At 70.1% G+C, this 16,952-nt stretch carries 13 protein-coding genes; 5 read left to right on the forward strand and 8 right to left on the reverse strand.

The window, feature by feature from the left end; all coding sequences use genetic code 11:
• Nucleotides 1-147 precede the first annotated feature (147 nt).
• From nth to ACSYGO_RS25570, 3 genes are all read left to right on the forward strand, one after another.
• Nucleotides 148-1,215, forward strand: a complete 1,068-nt coding sequence (nth, locus tag ACSYGO_RS25560; RefSeq protein WP_460389763.1) for an endonuclease III — start codon at nucleotides 148-150, stop codon at nucleotides 1,213-1,215.
• 52 nt (nucleotides 1,216-1,267) lie between these two features.
• Nucleotides 1,268-1,963 (forward strand): NUDIX hydrolase, encoded by a 696-nt coding sequence (locus ACSYGO_RS25565; RefSeq protein WP_345639676.1) that lies wholly within the window; start codon nucleotides 1,268-1,270, stop codon nucleotides 1,961-1,963.
• A 96-nt stretch (nucleotides 1,964-2,059) separates the two neighbouring features.
• A complete protein-coding gene (locus ACSYGO_RS25570; protein WP_426681849.1) occupies nucleotides 2,060-3,259 on the forward strand; it encodes a MarP family serine protease in 1,200 nt (399 codons plus the stop codon).
• A 27-nt stretch (nucleotides 3,260-3,286) separates the two neighbouring features.
• On the opposite strand, the gene ACSYGO_RS25575 is transcribed toward ACSYGO_RS25570, so the two are convergent.
• The 6 genes from ACSYGO_RS25575 to ACSYGO_RS25600 all read right to left on the reverse strand — a co-directional run bounded on the left by ACSYGO_RS25575 (nucleotide 3,287) and on the right by ACSYGO_RS25600 (nucleotide 11,626).
• A complete protein-coding gene (locus tag ACSYGO_RS25575; RefSeq protein WP_095935660.1) occupies nucleotides 3,287-3,466 on the reverse strand; it encodes a hypothetical protein in 180 nt (59 codons plus the stop codon).
• A 287-nt stretch (nucleotides 3,467-3,753) separates the two neighbouring features.
• Nucleotides 3,754-4,704 carry an alpha/beta fold hydrolase gene (locus ACSYGO_RS25580; protein WP_345639670.1) on the reverse strand — a complete coding sequence of 317 codons (951 nt, stop codon included), beginning with the start codon at nucleotides 4,702-4,704 and terminating at the stop codon, nucleotides 3,754-3,756.
• Nucleotides 4,701-5,177: a phage holin family protein gene (locus ACSYGO_RS25585; protein WP_345639668.1), complete on the reverse strand. Its 477-nt coding sequence runs from the start codon at nucleotides 5,175-5,177 to the stop codon at nucleotides 4,701-4,703. The genes ACSYGO_RS25580 and ACSYGO_RS25585 overlap by 4 nt, the downstream gene beginning before the upstream one ends.
• Nucleotides 5,178-5,245: 68 nt before the next feature.
• Nucleotides 5,246-6,643, reverse strand: a complete 1,398-nt coding sequence (gene nhaA, locus ACSYGO_RS25590; protein WP_426681850.1) for a Na+/H+ antiporter NhaA — start codon at nucleotides 6,641-6,643, stop codon at nucleotides 5,246-5,248.
• A gap of 278 nt (nucleotides 6,644-6,921) precedes the next feature.
• Complete coding sequence (gene acs / locus ACSYGO_RS25595; protein WP_426681851.1) at nucleotides 6,922-8,922, reverse strand: acetate--CoA ligase; 2,001 nt, start codon at nucleotides 8,920-8,922, stop codon at nucleotides 6,922-6,924.
• A gap of 334 nt (nucleotides 8,923-9,256) precedes the next feature.
• Nucleotides 9,257-11,626: a bifunctional SulP family inorganic anion transporter/carbonic anhydrase gene (locus tag ACSYGO_RS25600; protein ID WP_460387755.1), complete on the reverse strand. Its 2,370-nt coding sequence runs from the start codon at nucleotides 11,624-11,626 to the stop codon at nucleotides 9,257-9,259.
• Between the two features lie 339 nt (nucleotides 11,627-11,965).
• Between ACSYGO_RS25600 and ACSYGO_RS25605 the strand changes: the two genes are divergently transcribed.
• Entirely contained in the window at nucleotides 11,966-13,237 is a 1,272-nt protein-coding gene (locus ACSYGO_RS25605; RefSeq protein ID WP_426681853.1) for a polysaccharide deacetylase family protein, read from the forward strand.
• Between the two features lie 21 nt (nucleotides 13,238-13,258).
• Here the strand turns inward: ACSYGO_RS25605 and ACSYGO_RS25610 are convergent, their stop codons facing one another.
• Entirely contained in the window at nucleotides 13,259-14,239 is a 981-nt protein-coding gene (locus ACSYGO_RS25610) for an ATP-binding protein (protein ID WP_426681854.1), read from the reverse strand.
• A 101-nt stretch (nucleotides 14,240-14,340) separates the two neighbouring features.
• Here ACSYGO_RS25610 and ACSYGO_RS25615 point away from each other — a divergent pair, with 101 nt between their 5' ends.
• Entirely contained in the window at nucleotides 14,341-15,204 is an 864-nt protein-coding gene (locus tag ACSYGO_RS25615; protein ID WP_426681855.1) for a Fic family protein, read from the forward strand.
• Between the two features lie 369 nt (nucleotides 15,205-15,573).
• Here the strand turns inward: ACSYGO_RS25615 and ACSYGO_RS25620 are convergent, their stop codons facing one another.
• The gene (locus ACSYGO_RS25620; RefSeq protein WP_426681856.1) at nucleotides 15,574-16,407 is read right to left on the reverse strand and encodes an HAD family hydrolase; all 834 of its coding nucleotides are present in this window, start codon (nucleotides 16,405-16,407) and stop codon (nucleotides 15,574-15,576) included.
• Nucleotides 16,408-16,952 lie beyond the last annotated feature (545 nt).

Here is a 16,952-nt window from a genome sequence, read left to right on the forward strand (position 1 = left end):
ACGCCGGCAGCGAAGAAGACCGCCAGGACGGCAGCCGGAAAGACGGCAGCCGACACAGCAGCAGCCGACACGACGGCAGCGAAGAAGACCGCCAAGAAGACCGCCAAGAAGACCGCCGGGACGGCAGTTGGGAAGTCCGCCGGGCGGGTGACCGCGGGGGCCGGGCAGAAGGCCGCCGCCGCGCCCGCGAAGAGAGCCGGTGGTACGGCCGAGAAGGTGACGCCGGCGAAGAAGGCTCCGGCGAAGAAGGCTCCGGCGAAGAAGGCTCCGGCGAAGAAGGCCGCCACGGCCGCCAAGAAGGCCGCCGCCACGAAGACCGCCGCCGCGTCCGCGAAGAAGGCCGCTCCCGCGAAGAAGTCCGCGGCGAAGAGCGCTGCCGCTCCCGCGAAGAAGCCCGCCGCCGCGAAGAAGACCGTCGCGGCCGTCGCGAAGCCCCCGAGGAACGAGTCGCGCACCGCCCTCGTGCGCCGCGCCCGCCGTGTCGACCGCGAGCTCGCCGAGGTCTACCCGTACGCCCACCCGGAGCTGGACTTCGAGAACCCCTTCCAGCTCATCGTCGCCACGGTGCTGTCCGCGCAGACCACCGACCTGCGGGTGAACCAGACGACCCCGGCGCTCTTCGCCAAGTACCCGACCCCGGAGGACCTGGCCGCGGCCAACCCTGAGGAGGTCGAGGAGATCCTGCGCCCGACCGGGTTCTTCCGGGCCAAGACCAAGTCGGTGATAGGGCTGTCCAAGGCCCTGCGGGACGAGTTCGGCGGCGAGGTGCCCGGCCGGCTCGAAGACCTCGTCAAGCTGCCGGGCGTGGGGCGCAAGACCGCGTTCGTCGTCCTCGGCAATGCCTTCGGGCGGCCCGGGATCACTGTGGACACCCACTTCCAGCGGCTCGTGCGCCGTTGGCAGTGGACCGACGAGACCGACCCGGACAAGATCGAGGCGGCCGTCGGCGCGCTCTTCCCGAAGAGCGACTGGACGATGCTGTCCCACCACGTGATCTTCCACGGCCGCCGTATCTGCCACGCCAGGAAGCCCGCCTGCGGTGCCTGCCCCATCGCGCCGCTCTGCCCGGCGTACGGCGAGGGCGAGACCGATCCGGAGAAGGCGAAGAAGCTCCTGAAGTACGAGAAGGGCGGCTTCCCCGGCCAGCGGCTCAAGCCCCCGCAGTCGTATCTGGACGCCGGTGGCATCCCCGCACCCCCACTGGGTGCCGGATGACGGAACGAACACGGCACCGACAGGCGTTGGGAACAGCAGAACGGGGGTGGCGATGACGCACGCGAGTGACACGCAGGGCGGGCCGGTGACGCTCAGCAAGGACGGTCTGCCCGACTGGCTGGCCCCGGTCGTGCATGCCGCCGAGACGGTGGAGCCGCTCCAGCTGAGCCGCTTCCTGCCGCCGGCGGACGGGGCGGGCCGCCAGTCGGCCGTCCTCATCCTCTTCGGCGAGGGGGAGCGCGGTCCCGAGCTGCTGTTGATGGAGCGCGCCAGCTCCCTCAGATCGCACGCCGGCCAGCCCTCCTTCCCCGGTGGCGCCCTCGACCCCGAGGACGGCGACCCGAAGGGGGACGGGCCGCTGCGGGCGGCCCTGCGCGAGGCCGAGGAGGAGACCGGGCTCGACCCGAGCGGCGTCCAGCTCTTCGGTGTGCTGCCCAAGCTGTACATCCCGGTGAGCAGCTTCGTGGTGACCCCGGTCCTTGGCTGGTGGCGCCGTCCGACACCGGTCGGCGTCGTCGACCCCGCCGAGACGGCGAGAGTCTTCACGGTCCCCGTGGCGGATCTCACGGATCCCGCCAACCGCGCCACCACCGTGCACCCCAGCGGCCACAGAGGTCCGGCATTTCTGGTCGAATCGGCCCTCGTCTGGGGTTTCACGGCCGGTGTGATCGACAAGATCCTGCATTACTCCGGCTGGGAGCGTCCCTGGGACCGCGCGAAGCAGGTCCCGCTCGACTGGCGCTCATGACAGGGTGGCCCACGTGCTGTGTTTTTCCGGGGGGCGACCCCTGGACCCCCGGCCGGACGATCGCGACCGGAAAGTGATGAGGCGAGGCTTGAAGCAGTGAACGTGCTGGACATCCTGTTGCTGGTCGCCGCCGTGTGGTTCGCGATCGTCGGCTATCGCCAGGGCTTCGTCGTAGGCATCCTGTCGGTGATCGGCTTCCTGGGCGGCGGCCTCGTCGCCGTCTACCTGCTCCCGCTGATCTGGGGCTGGGCCACCGACGACACCGAGGTGAGCACGACCGCCGCCGTGGTCGCCGTGATCGTCGTCATCGTGTGCGCCTCGGTCGGACAGGCCCTGACCACCCATCTGGGCAACAAACTGCGCCGGTACATCACCTGGTCCCCGGCCCGCGCCCTGGACGCGACGGGCGGCGCCCTGGTGAACGTGGTGGCGATGCTCCTCGTGGCCTGGCTGATCGGCTCCGCCCTCGCCGGTACGACGCTGCCGACGCTCGGCAAGGAGGTCCGCAACTCCAAGGTGCTGCTCGGGGTGTCCCGCGCGCTGCCCACCCAGGCGAACACCTGGTTCGCCGACTTCTCCTCGGTGCTCGCGCAGAACGGCTTCCCGCAGGTCTTCAGCCCCTTCGCCAACGAGCCCATCACCGAGGTGCAGCCGCCCGACCCGGCGCTCGCCCGCAGCGCCGTCGCCACCCGCGCCCAGAGGTCCATCGTCAAGGTGATGGGTACCGCGCAGAGTTGCGGCAAGGTGCTCGAAGGCACCGGCTTCGTCTTCAGCGACCGGCGTGTGATGACCAACGCGCATGTCGTCGGCGGGGTCGACGAACCCACCGTGCAGATCGGCGGCGAGGGCAAGAAGTACGACGCCACGGTCGTCCTGTACGACTGGGAGCGCGACATCGCCGTACTCGACGTGCCCAACCTCCACGCACCCGTGCTGCAGTTCAGCCGGCAGGACGCGACAAGCGGCAGCAACGCCATCGTCGCCGGCTTCCCGCAGAACGGCGCGTACAACGTCCAGCCCGCGCGCGTACGCGGTCGCATCACGGCCAACGGCCCGGACATCTACCACCGCAAGACGGTGCGCCGGGACGTCTACTCGCTCTACGCGACCGTCCGCCAGGGCAACTCCGGCGGACCGCTGCTCACACCCGAAGGCAAGGTGTACGGCGTGGTCTTCGCGAAGTCGCTCGACGACGCCAACACCGGATACGCGCTCACCGCGGACGAGGTCGCGGAGGACGTCGCCAAGGGGCGTACCGCCAACCAGCAGGTGGACAGCGACAGCTGCGCGCTCTGAGCCCGCCCCGCGGGGGCGGGCCGTCGCTCAGCCGCGCGGGTGGCGCAGTCGTACCGAGACCCAGCGGGCCCGGCGGCGCAGGATGTGCGGAATCCCCACGCGGGGGTCCGCGCCCGGCATCTGCGGGGTACCCCTGCGATGGGAGCTCAGGCCCGTGGCCGAGCGGCGATTGCGTGCTGCGTCACTGTAGTCGTGCGTCCAGCCCATACCCCGACGTCTGCCCCCGCCCCAAGGTCCATAACCGCGCCCGAGGCCCTCAATTGGCCTATGCGCCAGGCAATTGGCCGTTCGAAGCACAGATGTTCCCGTCCGCATACCGGGCGCGTCCGCGCGGTCACTCCCGGCTGTCCGTGCGGGCGTGACGGCCGTCCCCGCGGGTGCGTGACGGGGCTTCCGCACGCGGGGCCCGGGCGGCCCCTGACAGGGCGTCGGACGTCTGCTGACGGGCCGTCGGTCTGCCCCGGGCGTCCGCCCCCGTCCGGTCACCTGTCCGGTCACCTGTCCGGTTCGGGGTCCTTGAGCCAGTTGACCAGTTCGGTGGAGAACGCCACCGGGTCCTCCTCGTGCGGGAAGTGCCCGAGCCCGTCGAACAGCCGCCAGCGGTAGGGCGCTTCGACGTACTCCCCGGACCCCGCCGCGCTCCGTGTCCGCATCACCGGGTCGAGCGAGCCGTGCAGGTGCAGCGTCGGCACCCGCACGGGCCGCTTCATGCGCCGGTTGAACTGGATGCCGTCCGGGCGTGCCATGGACCGCACCATCCACCTGTACGGCTCGATCGAGCAGTGCGCCGTGGACGGGATGCACATGGCACGGCGGTACGTCTCCACGGCCTCGTCGTCCGGCTGCCGCGGCCCGGACCAGTCCCGTACCAGACGGCCCACCAGGGCGCCGTCGTCCGCGACGAGTTGACGTTCCGGGATCCAGGGGCGCTGGAATCCCCAGATGTAGGAGCCGGCCGCCGTCTGCTTGACGTCGGACAGCATCGCGGAGCGCCAGCGCCGCGGGTGCGGCATGGACGACACGGCGAGCCGGCGGACCAGCTTGGGCCGCATGACGGCCGCCGTCCACGCCAGGTACCCGCCCAGGTCGTGCCCGACGAGCGCGGCGTCGGGCTCGCCGAGGGACCGTACGACGCCGGTGATGTCGAGCGCGAGGTTCGCGGGGTCGTAACCGCGGGGCGTACGGTCGCTGCCCCCGACACCCCGCAGGTCCATGGCCACGGCCCGGAACCCGGCGTCGGCGAGCGCGGTCATCTGGTGCCGCCACGCCCACCAGAACTGGGGGAAACCGTGCAGCAGCAGGACGAGCGGACCGTCCCCCAGTTCGGCGATGTGGAAGCGGGCGCCGTTCGCCGCGACGTCACGGTGGGTCACCTCGCGTCCGCCGGGCAGGTCGATGCGTACGGCGGAGGCGGGTTGCGCCGAAGGTGTGGCGGGGTCGGTCATGAGGATGAGCGTGCCACAGCCTCGACCGCGTCATCGACCCGCTCCGCGCGGGGGTGCGGCTTGGCGTTCTGCAGGACGCTCGCCGATTCCTTCATCGAGGCGGCGACCTTCTGGGGGCCCTGGCTCTTCTTGGCCTTCTTGGCGAAGACGACACCGATCAGCGCCAGTACGGCGGCGACCAGCACGTTCGCGGCGAACGACAGCAGGAAGCAGATCGCCAGGTTCCAGTTGCTCCAGGTCCGGATGCCGTAGGCCAGGGCGAAGTTCAGCATCGGCAGGGAGAAGATCAGCACCGCCGCGGCCACCGAGAACGCGCCGCCGCTGGTCGCGCCGCGCTTGACGTCCCGCTTGAGCTGCGCCTTCGCCAGCGCGATCTCGTCGTGCACCAGGGCGGACATCTCGGTCGTCGCCGAGGCGAACAGCTGGCCGATGCTGCGTTCGGCGCCGACCGGGCTGCCGTCGGGTGCGCTCATCGCGTTCTCCCTTTTCTGCTGAGTCTGTGCGGTCCGGCTTCTGCTTCTGTTTGTACCGTCTGGTCAGATCATGCCGGACCGTCGTCTCCCGTGCCTGCCCCGCCCTTCACTTCGGCAAGCCTGCGGTGCTCAGCGGCCTTCCGCTCGTAGATCTCGGCCATCCGCAGGTGGTACGCCGGGTTGTCCTCCTCGTAGATGTCGGGGATGCCGTCGCGGTCGTCGTCGCGCTCCTCGACCTCGCACAGCGCGCGGTACTTGGCGTTGCGGATCTTCAGCAGTGCGGTGGCGAGGGCGGCGGCGATGACCGAGCCGACCAGTACGGCGGCCTTGATCTCGTCGGTGAGGGCCTCGTCGCCCTGGAAGGCGAGTTCGCCGATCAGCAGCGAGACGGTGAAGCCGATGCCGGCCAGGGTGGCGACGGCGGCGACGTCGGCCCAGGCCAGGTCCTCGCTGAGGGTCGCCCGGGTGAAGCGCGCCGTCAGCCAGGTCCCGCCGAAGACGCCGACCGCCTTGCCGACGACGAGTCCGAGGACGACACCCAGCGTCTCCGGGCGGGTGAACACGTCGCCCAGCGCGCTGCCGGACACCGCCACGCCCGCGCTGAACAGGGCGAACAGCGGCACCGCGAGCCCGGCGGACAGGGGCCGCACGAGGTGTTCGATGTGCTCGCCGGGGGAGTGTTCCTCGCCCTCGTGGCGGTGGCAGCGCAGCATCAGGCCCATCGCGACGCCGGCGATCGTGGCGTGGACGCCGCTGTTGTACATCAGCCCCCAGATGACGAGGGCGAGCGGCACGTACACGTACCAGCCGCGTATGCCCTTGCGCAGCAGCAGCCAGAACACGGCGAGACCGATGACCGCGCCGCCGAGCGCGGCGAGGTCGATGTCCTCGGTGAAGAAGACGGCGATGATCAGGATGGCGAACAGGTCGTCGACGACGGCGAGGGTCAGCAGGAAGGCCCGCAGGGCGGACGGCAGCGATGTTCCGATGACGGCGAGGACGGCGAGCGCGAAGGCGATGTCGGTGGCGGTCGGGACGGCCCATCCGTCGAGCGAACCGCCGCCGAGCGCGTTGGTGAGGGCGTAGACGAGTGCGGGCACGGCCATGCCGCAGACCGCGGCGACGACGGGCAGCAGCGCGGCCTTCGGGTCGCGCAGGTCACCGGCCACCAGCTCGCGTTTCAGCTCGATGCCGGCGACGAAGAAGAACACGGCGAGCAGGCCGTCGGCCGCCCAGTGCTCGACGGACAGGTCGAGCCCGAGCGCGGCGGGGCCGAGGTGGAAGTGGGCGACGCTCGCGTAGCTGTCCCGCAGTGGCGTGTTCGCCCAGATCAGTGCGGCGATCGTGGCGAGGAGCAGCAGGACGCCGCCGACGGTCTCGGTGCGCAGCGCGTCCGCGACGAAGGTCCTCTCGGGCAGGGACAGCCGGCCGAGGAACTTGCGGGCGGGGGTGCGGAGCGCGGTCACGGTGAGACCTCCGGTCGGTGGGCAGGGCTGAGTACCTGCCGACCAGACTTCCCGGCACACCATGACGATCTTGTCGCGCCTTTGACGCTTTCTTTAGGTTACCTAACCGGTGGCCGTTGCTGTACGACGATCCTCACATGAACCGCGAAAGGGGGCACTCGGCGCGGCTGGGGGAGAGCCGCGCCGAGTGCCCCCGAACGGACGGTGCCGGGTCGTCAGGGCTCGTCGTGAGTCCTTGGTCCGGCCGCTTCGCGAGTCCTCGTGGTGAGTCCTCGTCGTCAGTCCTCGCTCGGCGCCGCCGGGAGCTTGGACTGGATGAGGTCCATCACCGTGGAGTCCGTGAGCGTGGTGACGTCACCGAGCTCGCGGTTCTCGGCCACGTCGCGCAGCAGCCGGCGCATGATCTTGCCGGACCGCGTCTTCGGCAGCTCCGCCACCGGAAGGACCCGCTTGGGCTTGGCGATCGGCCCGAGCGTGGAGCCCACGTGGTTGCGCAGGTCGGCGACGAGCCCCTCGTCGTCCGCGGAGGCCGTGCCCCGCAGGATCACGAAGGCCACGATCGCCTGCCCGGTCGTCTCGTCCGCGGCGCCGACGACCGCCGCCTCGGCGACCGACGGGTGCGAGACGAGAGCCGATTCGACCTCGGTCGTCGAGATGTTGTGCCCGGACACGAGCATGACGTCGTCGACCCGGCCGAGCAGCCAGATGTCTCCGTCCTCGTCCTTCTTGGCGCCGTCCCCGGCGAAGTACTTGCCCTCGAAGCGCGACCAGTAGGTGTCGATGAACCGCTGGTCGTCGCCCCAGATGGTGCGCAGCATCGACGGCCACGGCTCGGTCAGGACGAGGTAACCGCCGCCGCCGTTCGGTACTTCGTGGGCCTCGTCGTCGACGACCGTCGCCGCGATGCCCGGCAGCGGGCGCTGCGCGGAGCCCGGCTTGGTCTCGGTGACCCCGGGCAGCGGCGAGATCATCATCGCGCCGGTCTCCGTCTGCCACCAGGTGTCCACGATCGGGGTGCGGTCGCCGCCGATGTGCTTGCGGTACCAGACCCAGGCCTCGGGGTTGATCGGCTCGCCGACCGACCCCAGCACCCGCAGCGACGACAGGTCGAACTTCGCGGGGATGTCGTCGCCCCACTTCATGAACGTGCGGATGGCGGTGGGCGCCGTGTACAGGATCGTGACGCCGTACTTCTGGATGATCTCCCAGAAGCGCCCCTGGTGCGGGGTGTCGGGCGTGCCCTCGTACATGACCTGCGTCGCGCCGTTCGAGAGCGGGCCGTACGTGATGTACGAGTGTCCGGTGACCCAGCCGATGTCGGCCGTGCACCAGTACACGTCGGTCTCGGGCTTGAGGTCGAAGACGGCGTGGTGGGTGTACGACGCCTGGGTGAGGTAGCCGCCGGAGGTGTGCAGGATGCCCTTCGGCTTCCCCGTCGTCCCGGACGTGTAGAGGATGAACAGCGGGTGCTCGGCCTCGAACGCCTCCGGGGTGTGCTCGGCCGACTGCCGCTCGACGATCTCGTGCCACCACACGTCGCGGCCCTCGGTCCAGTCGACCTCCTGGCCCGTACGCCGGACGACCAGGACCTTGTCGACCCCGTCGACGCGGCTCACGGCCTCGTCGACGGCGGGCTTGAGCGCGGACGGCTTGCCGCGCCGGTAGCCGCCGTCGGAGGTGATGACCAGCTTGGCGTCGGCGTCCTTGATGCGGGTGGCGATGGCGTCCGCGGAGAATCCGCCGAAGACGACGGAGTGCGCGGCACCGATGCGGGCGCAGGCCAGCATCGCGACGACGGCCTCGGGGATCATCGGCAGGTAGACGGCGACCCGGTCGCCCTTGCCGACTCCCAGCTCGGTCAGGGCGTTCGCGGCCTTGGAGACCTCGTCCTTGAGCTCGGCGTAGGTGATGGCGCGGCCGTCGCCCGGCTCGCCCTCGAAGTGGATGGCCACGCGGTCGCCGTGTCCGGCCTCGACGTGCCGGTCCACGCAGTTGTACGCGACGTTGAGCGTGCCGTCCTTGAACCACTTGGCGAACGGCGGGTTCGACCAGTCCAGCGTCTCGGTCGGCTCGGTGGCCCAGGTCAGCCGGCGGGCCTGCTCGGCCCAGAAGCCGAGCCTGTCAGCCTTGGCCTGCTCATACGCCTCCGCGGTGACATTGGCGTTCGCGGCCAGGTCGGCGGGCGGCGCGAACCTGCGCTCTTCCTTCAGCAGGTTGGCCAGGCTTTCGTTGCTCACGACATCTCCCTTTCCCAGGGTGTCCGTTGTGTCCCAGGCCACAGCTCATCAGACCGGGGGCCTCGATGACAAGGGCCGATCCCAAATTGGTTTAGACCTGTTGAATGGTGCTGGTCCAGGCAGCCGGCTCTCGCTGTGCGTCCCGGCCCTCGGGCACGTCCCGCACATCCCTCGTGCGGGACGAGGAGGGCCGCACTCTGGGGCACGTACGGTCCGGCCGTCGGGTTCACCGGCCCAGCTTCCCCGCTGCGGCCCCCGGAACGCACGAAGTGCCCCCCGACGCGCGGGAGGCACCCGTGTGGTGCGTGTGTGCTGCGCGGCCCCTTCCGGCAGGGCCGTGCACTGTCAGCCGGTCACGCCGGGTGGCGTGGTGTGGTCATGCCGGGTGGCGCAGATCCTCCGTCGCCCCGACGTGTTCGAACAGCTCGGCCCCGTCACGATCGTCCAGCAGGTACGCCTGCGCCTCCCCGACGTGGAAGTACATCCCGTGCAGTTCGAGCGCACCCTCCCGCAGGGCTCGTGCCACGGATTCGTGGGTCCGCAGGTGCTCCAGCTGCTGCACCACGTTGGTCAGGCAGAGCTGTTCCACCGCGTCGGCGGGCTCCCGTGCGGCGAACCGTGCTCCCGGGCGGTCCTCGGCGGCCAGCCGCTCCAGGCTCGGGCTCCCGTGCCGCAGCCAGCGCTTGAGCGGGGTCGGCGCCCCTCCGGGCTCCGAGGCCAGCAGGGCCTGCATCGCCCCGCACCCGGAGTGCCCGCACACCGTGATGGACCGCACCTTCAGCACGTCCACCGCGTACTCGATCGCGGCGGCGACCGAGTCGTCGCCGCTCTCGTCCCCGGGCGGCGGCACGAGATTGCCCACGTTCCGTACGACGAAGAGGTCGCCCGGGCCGCTGGAGGTGATCATCGACGTGACGAGCCGGGAGTCGGCGCAGGTGAGGAACAGCTGGGACGGCCGCTGCCCCTCCCGGGCCAGCCGGGCCAGCTCGCCCCGCACCAGGGGTGCGGTGTTGCGCTGGAACGCGCTGATGCCGCGCGCCAGTTGATGGCCGCTCGGCCCGGGGCTGCAGCCCTCCTCGTCCGGGGCGGCGGACGGTTCGCAGGCGGGCGTGGCCTGCGGGGCGGCGGACGTCTCGCAGTGGTGGTTGCGCCAGGGGGTCCAGGGCCTGCAGCGGCAGTGCGCGGAGCCCGCGGGCTCGGCGATCCTGGTCCCGGCCCGGCCCGTGAACTCGACCGCGCCGCCCCGCGCGACGTGCGAGGTCTGCCAGTCCTGCAGTGACTCGTATGCCGCGTGGTCCATGAAGGAACCGTCCAACTCGACCACGGTGTGCGCTCCTTGGGGGATGAGGTGGAGGGCCCGGCTGAGCCGCGGCACCGCGAGGAACGTCAGCTGCCCTCGCACGCGTACGTGATGGACATCTGCCCTCTCCTCGTGCGTGATGCGGGTGCGGGCGAGGCGGTGCAGGGCGACGCCGACGGCCACGGAGACCCCCAGCGCCACGCCTTCGAGGACTCCCAGGAGGACGACGCCGAGGGTGGTGACGGCGTAGACCGGGACCTCGCGGTGGCGGGTCACCGTGCGAATGTGGTTCAGGGACACCATCTGGATGCCGACGGCCATCACCAGGGCGGCGAGCGACGCGAGGGGGATCAGCTCGAGGATCGGGACCATCAGCAGCGCGGCGATCACTACGAGAACGCCGTGCAGCATCGTGGAGTTCCGGCTCACGGCGCCGGCGTTCACGTTCGCGGAACTTCGTACGGCCACGCCGGCGACCGGCAGTCCGCCGAGCGCGCCGGAGGCGATGTTGGCGGCGCCCTGACCGAGCAGTTCGCGGTTCAGGTCGGAGCGGCCCACCCGGGTCTGCTGTGCGGGCCGGCCCGCAATGAGCTTGTCCACGGCGACGGCGCCGAGCAGCGACTGCACGCTGCACACCAGCGTGGTGGTGAGCACGGCGGCGGCGACCCCGAGCACCGGCCCTTCGGGCAGTCCGGCCAGGGCGTGGCTGCTCCAGGACGGCAGGTCGACCTTGGGCAGGGTCAGTCCCGCGAGCGTGGCCGCGGCGGTGGCCCCGGCGACGGCGACGAGCGCGGTGGGGATGGCGCGCAGGAGCTTCCCGGCCTGGCCGGGAATGCGGGGCCAGGCGAAGAGGAGCGCGAGGGTCAGCGCGCTCATCGTCACCGCGGCGGGGTGTACGTGCGCCAGCTGGTCGGGCAGCGCGCGGACGTTGTCGAGGACGGAGCTCTGCGGGGTGCCGCCCAGCACGATGTGCAGCTGGGCGACGGCGATGGTCACGCCGATGCCGGCGAGCATGCCGTGCACGATCGCGGGGCTGACGGCGAGCGCGGTGCGGGCTACGCGCAGGCAGCCCAGGCCCAGTTGGGCGACTCCGGCGAGGACGGTGATGCCGCAGGTCGTCCGCCATCCGTAGCGGTGGATGAGCTCGGCGGTGACGACGGTGAGTCCGGCGGCGGGCCCGCTCACCTGGAGCGGTGAGCCGCCGAGCCGTCCGGCGACGATTCCTCCTACGGCCGCGGCGACGAGGCCGGCCTGGAGCGGGGCGCCGGTGGCGAGGGCGATGCCGAGGGACAGGGGCAGGGCGATCAGGAAGACGGCGATCGAGGCCGACAGGTCGGGCCCGGCGACATGGAATCGGCGGGGCGGGGTCGGTGGGGGGCTGTGGGGCTGGTGGGTGTGGGCGGGCCGAGTCGGGTCGGCGGCGCGGGTGGGGACGCAGGCGGACATGGTTCCCGTCTCCTCCGGGGCAGCGCGGTCGCGGAACGAGTGGTCCCCCGTCCGAGGTGACGGGGGTGGATCGCGGCCGTGGGTCACGGCGTGCAGCGGCGGGATTTTCAACGCTCGGTAAACGGATCGTAATGCAGAGTAAAGGATTCTTGCCGGAAATCGCAGCAAATGGGGCATTAATTCACCCACACGGGTGAAGTGGGCATTTCATCGGCTTGTCATATTTATTCCTTTCTCGGTCCCGTGCGACCTTGGCGGCGCTGTCGGCAGATCACTGCACATCACCACAGAACGCCCTGATCGGCGTTGCCCCGACCGAAGGAAGAAGGAGGGCGGAAGATGGCCGCCACTCAGAGGATCGCCGCGGGCGTGGCAGTCGCCGCGGCCTGCGCATCGGCGCTCGCAGGTTGCGGGACGGGCGCCGCCGGTTCGAAGGAAGGCACGCACGGCACCAAGGAGGGCGCGGGAGCTCCGGCGCCCAAGAGCGCGATCCGTCTGATCGGCGACGGGTCGACCGCGTTCACCGGTGCGCAGCCGCATCTGCCGACGCCGAAGAAGCTGAAGCCGGGTGAGAAGCCTCCGCAGTTCGTGGTGTTCTCGTGGGACGGTGCCGGCGAGGACAGCCAGAAGCTCTTCTCGCACTTCCGCAAGATCTCCAAGGCCAACAACGCGACGATGACGTACTTCCTGAGCGGCTTGTACCTGCTGCCGGAGGACAAGCGCGACCTGTACAGGCCGCCGCAGCACTCGCCCGGCAGCTCGGAGATCGGCTTCAACGACGAGCAGGGCATCAAGGACACCGTGACGCAGCTGCGCGGGGCGTGGCTGGAGGGCAATGAGATCGGCACGCACTTCAACGGACACTTCTGCGGGACCGACGGCGGGGTCGGCGAGTGGTCGGTCGCGGACTGGAAGAGCGAGATCTCCCAGGCGAAGTCGTTCGTGAAGTCCTGGAAGACCAACACCGGCATGACGAAGGCGTCACCGCTGCCGTTCGACTACGACAAGGAGCTCATCGGCGCCCGGACGCCGTGCCTGGAAGGCAAGGAGAACTTCCGGAAGGCGGCCGGTCAGCTGGGCTTCCGTTATGACACCAGTGGCATCGACAACCAGGTCTGGCCCAAGAAGAAGGACGGCCTGTGGGACCTGTCGATGCAGCTGGTGCCCTTCCCCGGCCACAACTACGAGCAGCTGACCATGGACTACAACTTCATGGTCAGCCAGTCGGGAACCGAGACCCAGGGCGACCCCGACAAGCAGGAGTACTGGGGCGACCAGATGCGCGACGGGCTGCTCAAGGGCTTCCAGCGCGCCTATGACGGCAACCGCGCGCCGCTGGTCATCGGCAACCACTTCGAGTCCTGGAACGGCGGCACCTACATGCGGGCCATCGACCAGGTCGTCGAGAAAGTCTGCACCAAGTCCGAGGTGCGCTGCGTCTCCTTCCGGCAGCTCGCCGACTGGCTCGACGCCCAGGACCCCGCCACGCTCGACAAGCTCCGCGGACTCAAGGTCGGCGAGGCCCCGAAGCAGGGCTGGGCGTCCTTCCTCTCGGGCCGCCCCGCCCCGGCCCCGAAGGGCGTCCCGGGGGCGCCGGCCGTCAAGCCGTGACGGCGGCCTGGTGGCCGCGGCTCACGCGGTGGCCACCAGGCCCTCGCCCAGGACGAACCCGGGGTCGACCTGCGCGGCCAGGTCGGCCCCGGTCTTCGCGTTGCCCCAACTCCCGGCGTTCTTCAGGTGGAAGTGCACCATCTGGTGCGTGTAGCGCTCCCAGTCGCGCAGCTCGTACGTGGCGTCCGCGGCGGTCTGCAGCGTGCGCAGCGCGCGGCGGTTGGGCTCCTCCAGGAACGCGAACCGGGGCGGGCGGCCCTTCTCCATGGCGCGCACCCAGTCCGAGTGCCCGACCGTGACCAGGAGGTCGTCGCCGACCTCGGCGCGCAGGAAGTCGATGTCGTCCTGGCCCTGCACCTTGTTGCCCACGACCTTCAGGACCACGCCGAAGTCGCGTGCGTATTCCTTGTACTGGCGGTAGACGGAGACTCCCTTCCTGGTCGGTTCGGCGACCAGGAAGGTGATGTCGAAGCGGGTGAACAAGCCGGACGCGAAGGAGTCCGAGCCCGCTGTCATGTCGACGACGGCGTACTCGCTGCGGCCGTCGACGAGATGATTCAGGCAGAGCTCCACTGCACCGGTCTTGGAGTGATAGCAGGCCACTCCCAGGTCGGCCTCGGTGAACGGGCCGGTGACCATCAAACGGATGGGGCCGCCGTCCAGTTCCACCGGACGCGCGCAGGCGTCGTAGACCGGATTGTTCTCGTTCAACCGCAGCAGGCGCGAACCCTCGCCGGGCGGGGTCGTCTTGATCATCGTCTCCACGGACGCGATGCGCTGGTTGGAGCCGCGCAGATAGTCCTTGATCATCGGCAGTCGCTCGCCCATGGCGGGCAGCGCCGCGGCTGTCGCCTCTTCGAGGCCCAGCGCGGCCCCCAGGTGCTGGTTGATGTCGGCGTCGATGGCGACGACCGGCGCCCCCGTGGCCGCGAGGTGGCGGATGAACAAAGAGGACAGGGTCGTCTTGCCGCTGCCGCCCTTCCCGACGAAAGCAATTTTCATGTTCACCAAGCGTAGTCGCTCGATCGCCCTGCGTGTCAGGGTCACGTGAAGAAGACCACTCCTTCGTGGGGCGGCGGTCCGGGGTGCGTAGTGTCGTACTCATGAGTACGACAGGTGCGCACCCCGACCCTCCCCCAGGCTCTCGAACGAGCTCGAGCAGGGTGGACCCGCTTGCTGCCCTGGGGTCCCTTCCCGGGGTGGCCGAATCCGTGGAGTCCGTCCGCAAAGCGGTGGACCGGGTCTACGGGCACCGGATCATGCGGCGCCGCAGCAACGAGATCACGTCCGAGGCGGCGCTGCGCGGCGCGCGCGGCTCCGCGGCGCTGTCGGGCGCGGACTGGGCTCTCGAAGAGGTGCGCCGCCGGACCGACTTCAGCGCGGGCGACGAGGACCGTACGGTCGGTGCGGCCCTGCGGCTGACGGCGGAGGCGGGCCAACTCCTGTCCATCTGGCGGCAGTCGCCCCTGCGGGTGCTGGCCCGGCTGCACCTGGTGGCCGCTGCGGGCAAGGACGACGAGATCGGCCGCCCGCGGCAGGACGGCGAGCCGGTCGACGAGCCCCTGGTCGAGCTGCCGCTGCCGGACGCGGACGAGGTGGCCGGCCGCCTCGAAGGGCTGTCCGAGCTGATCGTCGCGGGCGGTTCGGCCCCCGCGCTGGTGACCGCGGCGGTCGTCCACGGCGAACTGCTCGCACTGCGCCCTTTCACCTCCCACAACGGCCTGGTGGCACGCACGGCCGAGCGGATCGTCCTGGTGGGCAGCGGCCTCGACCCGAAGTCGATCTGCCCGGCGGAGGTGGGCCACGCCGAGCTCGGTCGCGCGGCCTATCTGGCGGCCCTGGACGGATATGTCTCCGGCACCCCTGACGGCATGGCGGCCTGGATCGCGCACTGCGGCAAGGCGGTCGTGCTGGGGGCCAGGGAGTCGACGGCGGTCTGCGAGGCGCTCCAGCGCGGGGCGGCGTGAGGCGGAGGACTGCCTGAACAGGGTTGCGGCGGTACGAGATCTCGTACCGCCGCTGGCATGCTCACCGGGTTACCAAGCGTCCTCGATATGTTGCCCATCAGGCCGGGAACTGTTGCCCGTCACCTGGTGCGGCTGGCCCGTAATCGACGGGTCGACGTCGCGTGGGTGCCTGGTGTTCATGCTCGGTCCGTGGGGCCTTGGTTGCGTTTAAAGGTGATCCTCTCGGATGTCCTTGGTCTCGCGGGCCGTTAACCCCTTTGTACTCCAGGTCCCGAGGAAGTGAAACCCCTGGCTCTACTTCTTTACTTTTAGGTTCAAACGGGTGTGAAACGGTCGTCAATGTGCCGTGCACGCACCTGTTTGACGGGACTACAGGGCCGTCGCGCGCCGTCGGCTCGCGTACCAGACGAGCCCCGCGGTGGCCGCCGCCGCGCCTATGGCGGCGGCCGCGACGAGTGCGGGCCGCGGCGGTACGGACAAGGAGGGCAGCCGCTGCTTCAGCAGGACGGGGCGGTGGAAGTCGAGGATCGGCCATGAGCGGGCGATCGCCTCGCGGCGCAGTGCGCGGTCCGGGTTCACCGCGTGCGGGTGGCCGACGGACTCCAGCATCGGCAGGTCGGTCGCCGAGTCGCTGTACGCGTAGCAGCGGTCCAGGTCGTATCCCTCGGAGGCGGCCAGCTCCTTTATCGCCTCCGCCTTCGTCGGTCCGTAGGCGTAGTACTCCACCTCGCCGGTGAAGCAGCCGTCGTCCCCGACGACCATGCGGGTGGCCACGACCCGGTCCGCGCCGAGCAGCTCGCCGATCGGCTCGACGACCTCGGCTCCGGACGTGGACACGATCACCACGTCGCGTCCGGCGGTGTGATGCTCCTCGATGAGGGACGCGGCCTCGTCGTAGATGATCGGGTCGATGAGGTCGTGCAGCGTCTCGGCGACGATCTCCTTGACCTGCTGGACGTTCCAGCCGCGGCACATCGCGGACAGGTACTTGCGCATCCGCTCCATCTGGTCGTGGTCGGCGCCGCCGGCGAGGAACACGAACTGGGCATATGCGGTACGCAACGCGGCCCTGCGGTTGATCAGCCCGCCTTGGTAGAAGGACTTGCTGAACGTGAGCGTGCTCGACTTCGCAATGACCGTCTTGTCCAGGTCAAAGAAGGCTGCTGTGCGAGGCAAGGAGTGGTTTTCCACGAGCCTGAGCATATGCGCCCACCATTCGGCGTAAGGTGAGGCGCGTGGGTTTGCCTGAGAGGGCTCTCGGGTACACCATGGAAGTCACGGATCGTTCGCGACCGTGCTAACCCGGTCCGACTCCTCCCCCCCCGAGTCGGCCGTGGGGACGACCCCCGCTCTCCCCCCCGGCGGGGGTCGTCGCATGTCCGGACGCATTTTCCCCCTCATTCGCACGGCCTCGGAGCCTCCTCGGCACCGCTGTGGCCGTGCTCTTCTCACGCGCATGATCCGTCACTGTGCGTAGCTGTGGGACTGCTCTGCGGAAGTCGTCCAGGGGTCACCGGTATGGGTGAACGCGATATTCACAACCACTGAGTTGTCCACAGTTTTCGACCAAGATCCACATGATTTCCGGGCTCGCCCCACTGTGATTCCAACGCGCTCCGCTCACGGCGAGTTCATGGCCGGTTCCGATTGTGGTGCGCGTATGGCCGGTTCGTATCGGCGGTTCATATGGAGGCCGGTTGCCGGTTCTTCACACGAGTGGGAATCGCGGGGTCGCAGCGGACCCCGCG

Source organism: Streptomyces krungchingensis, from assembly GCF_054729265.1.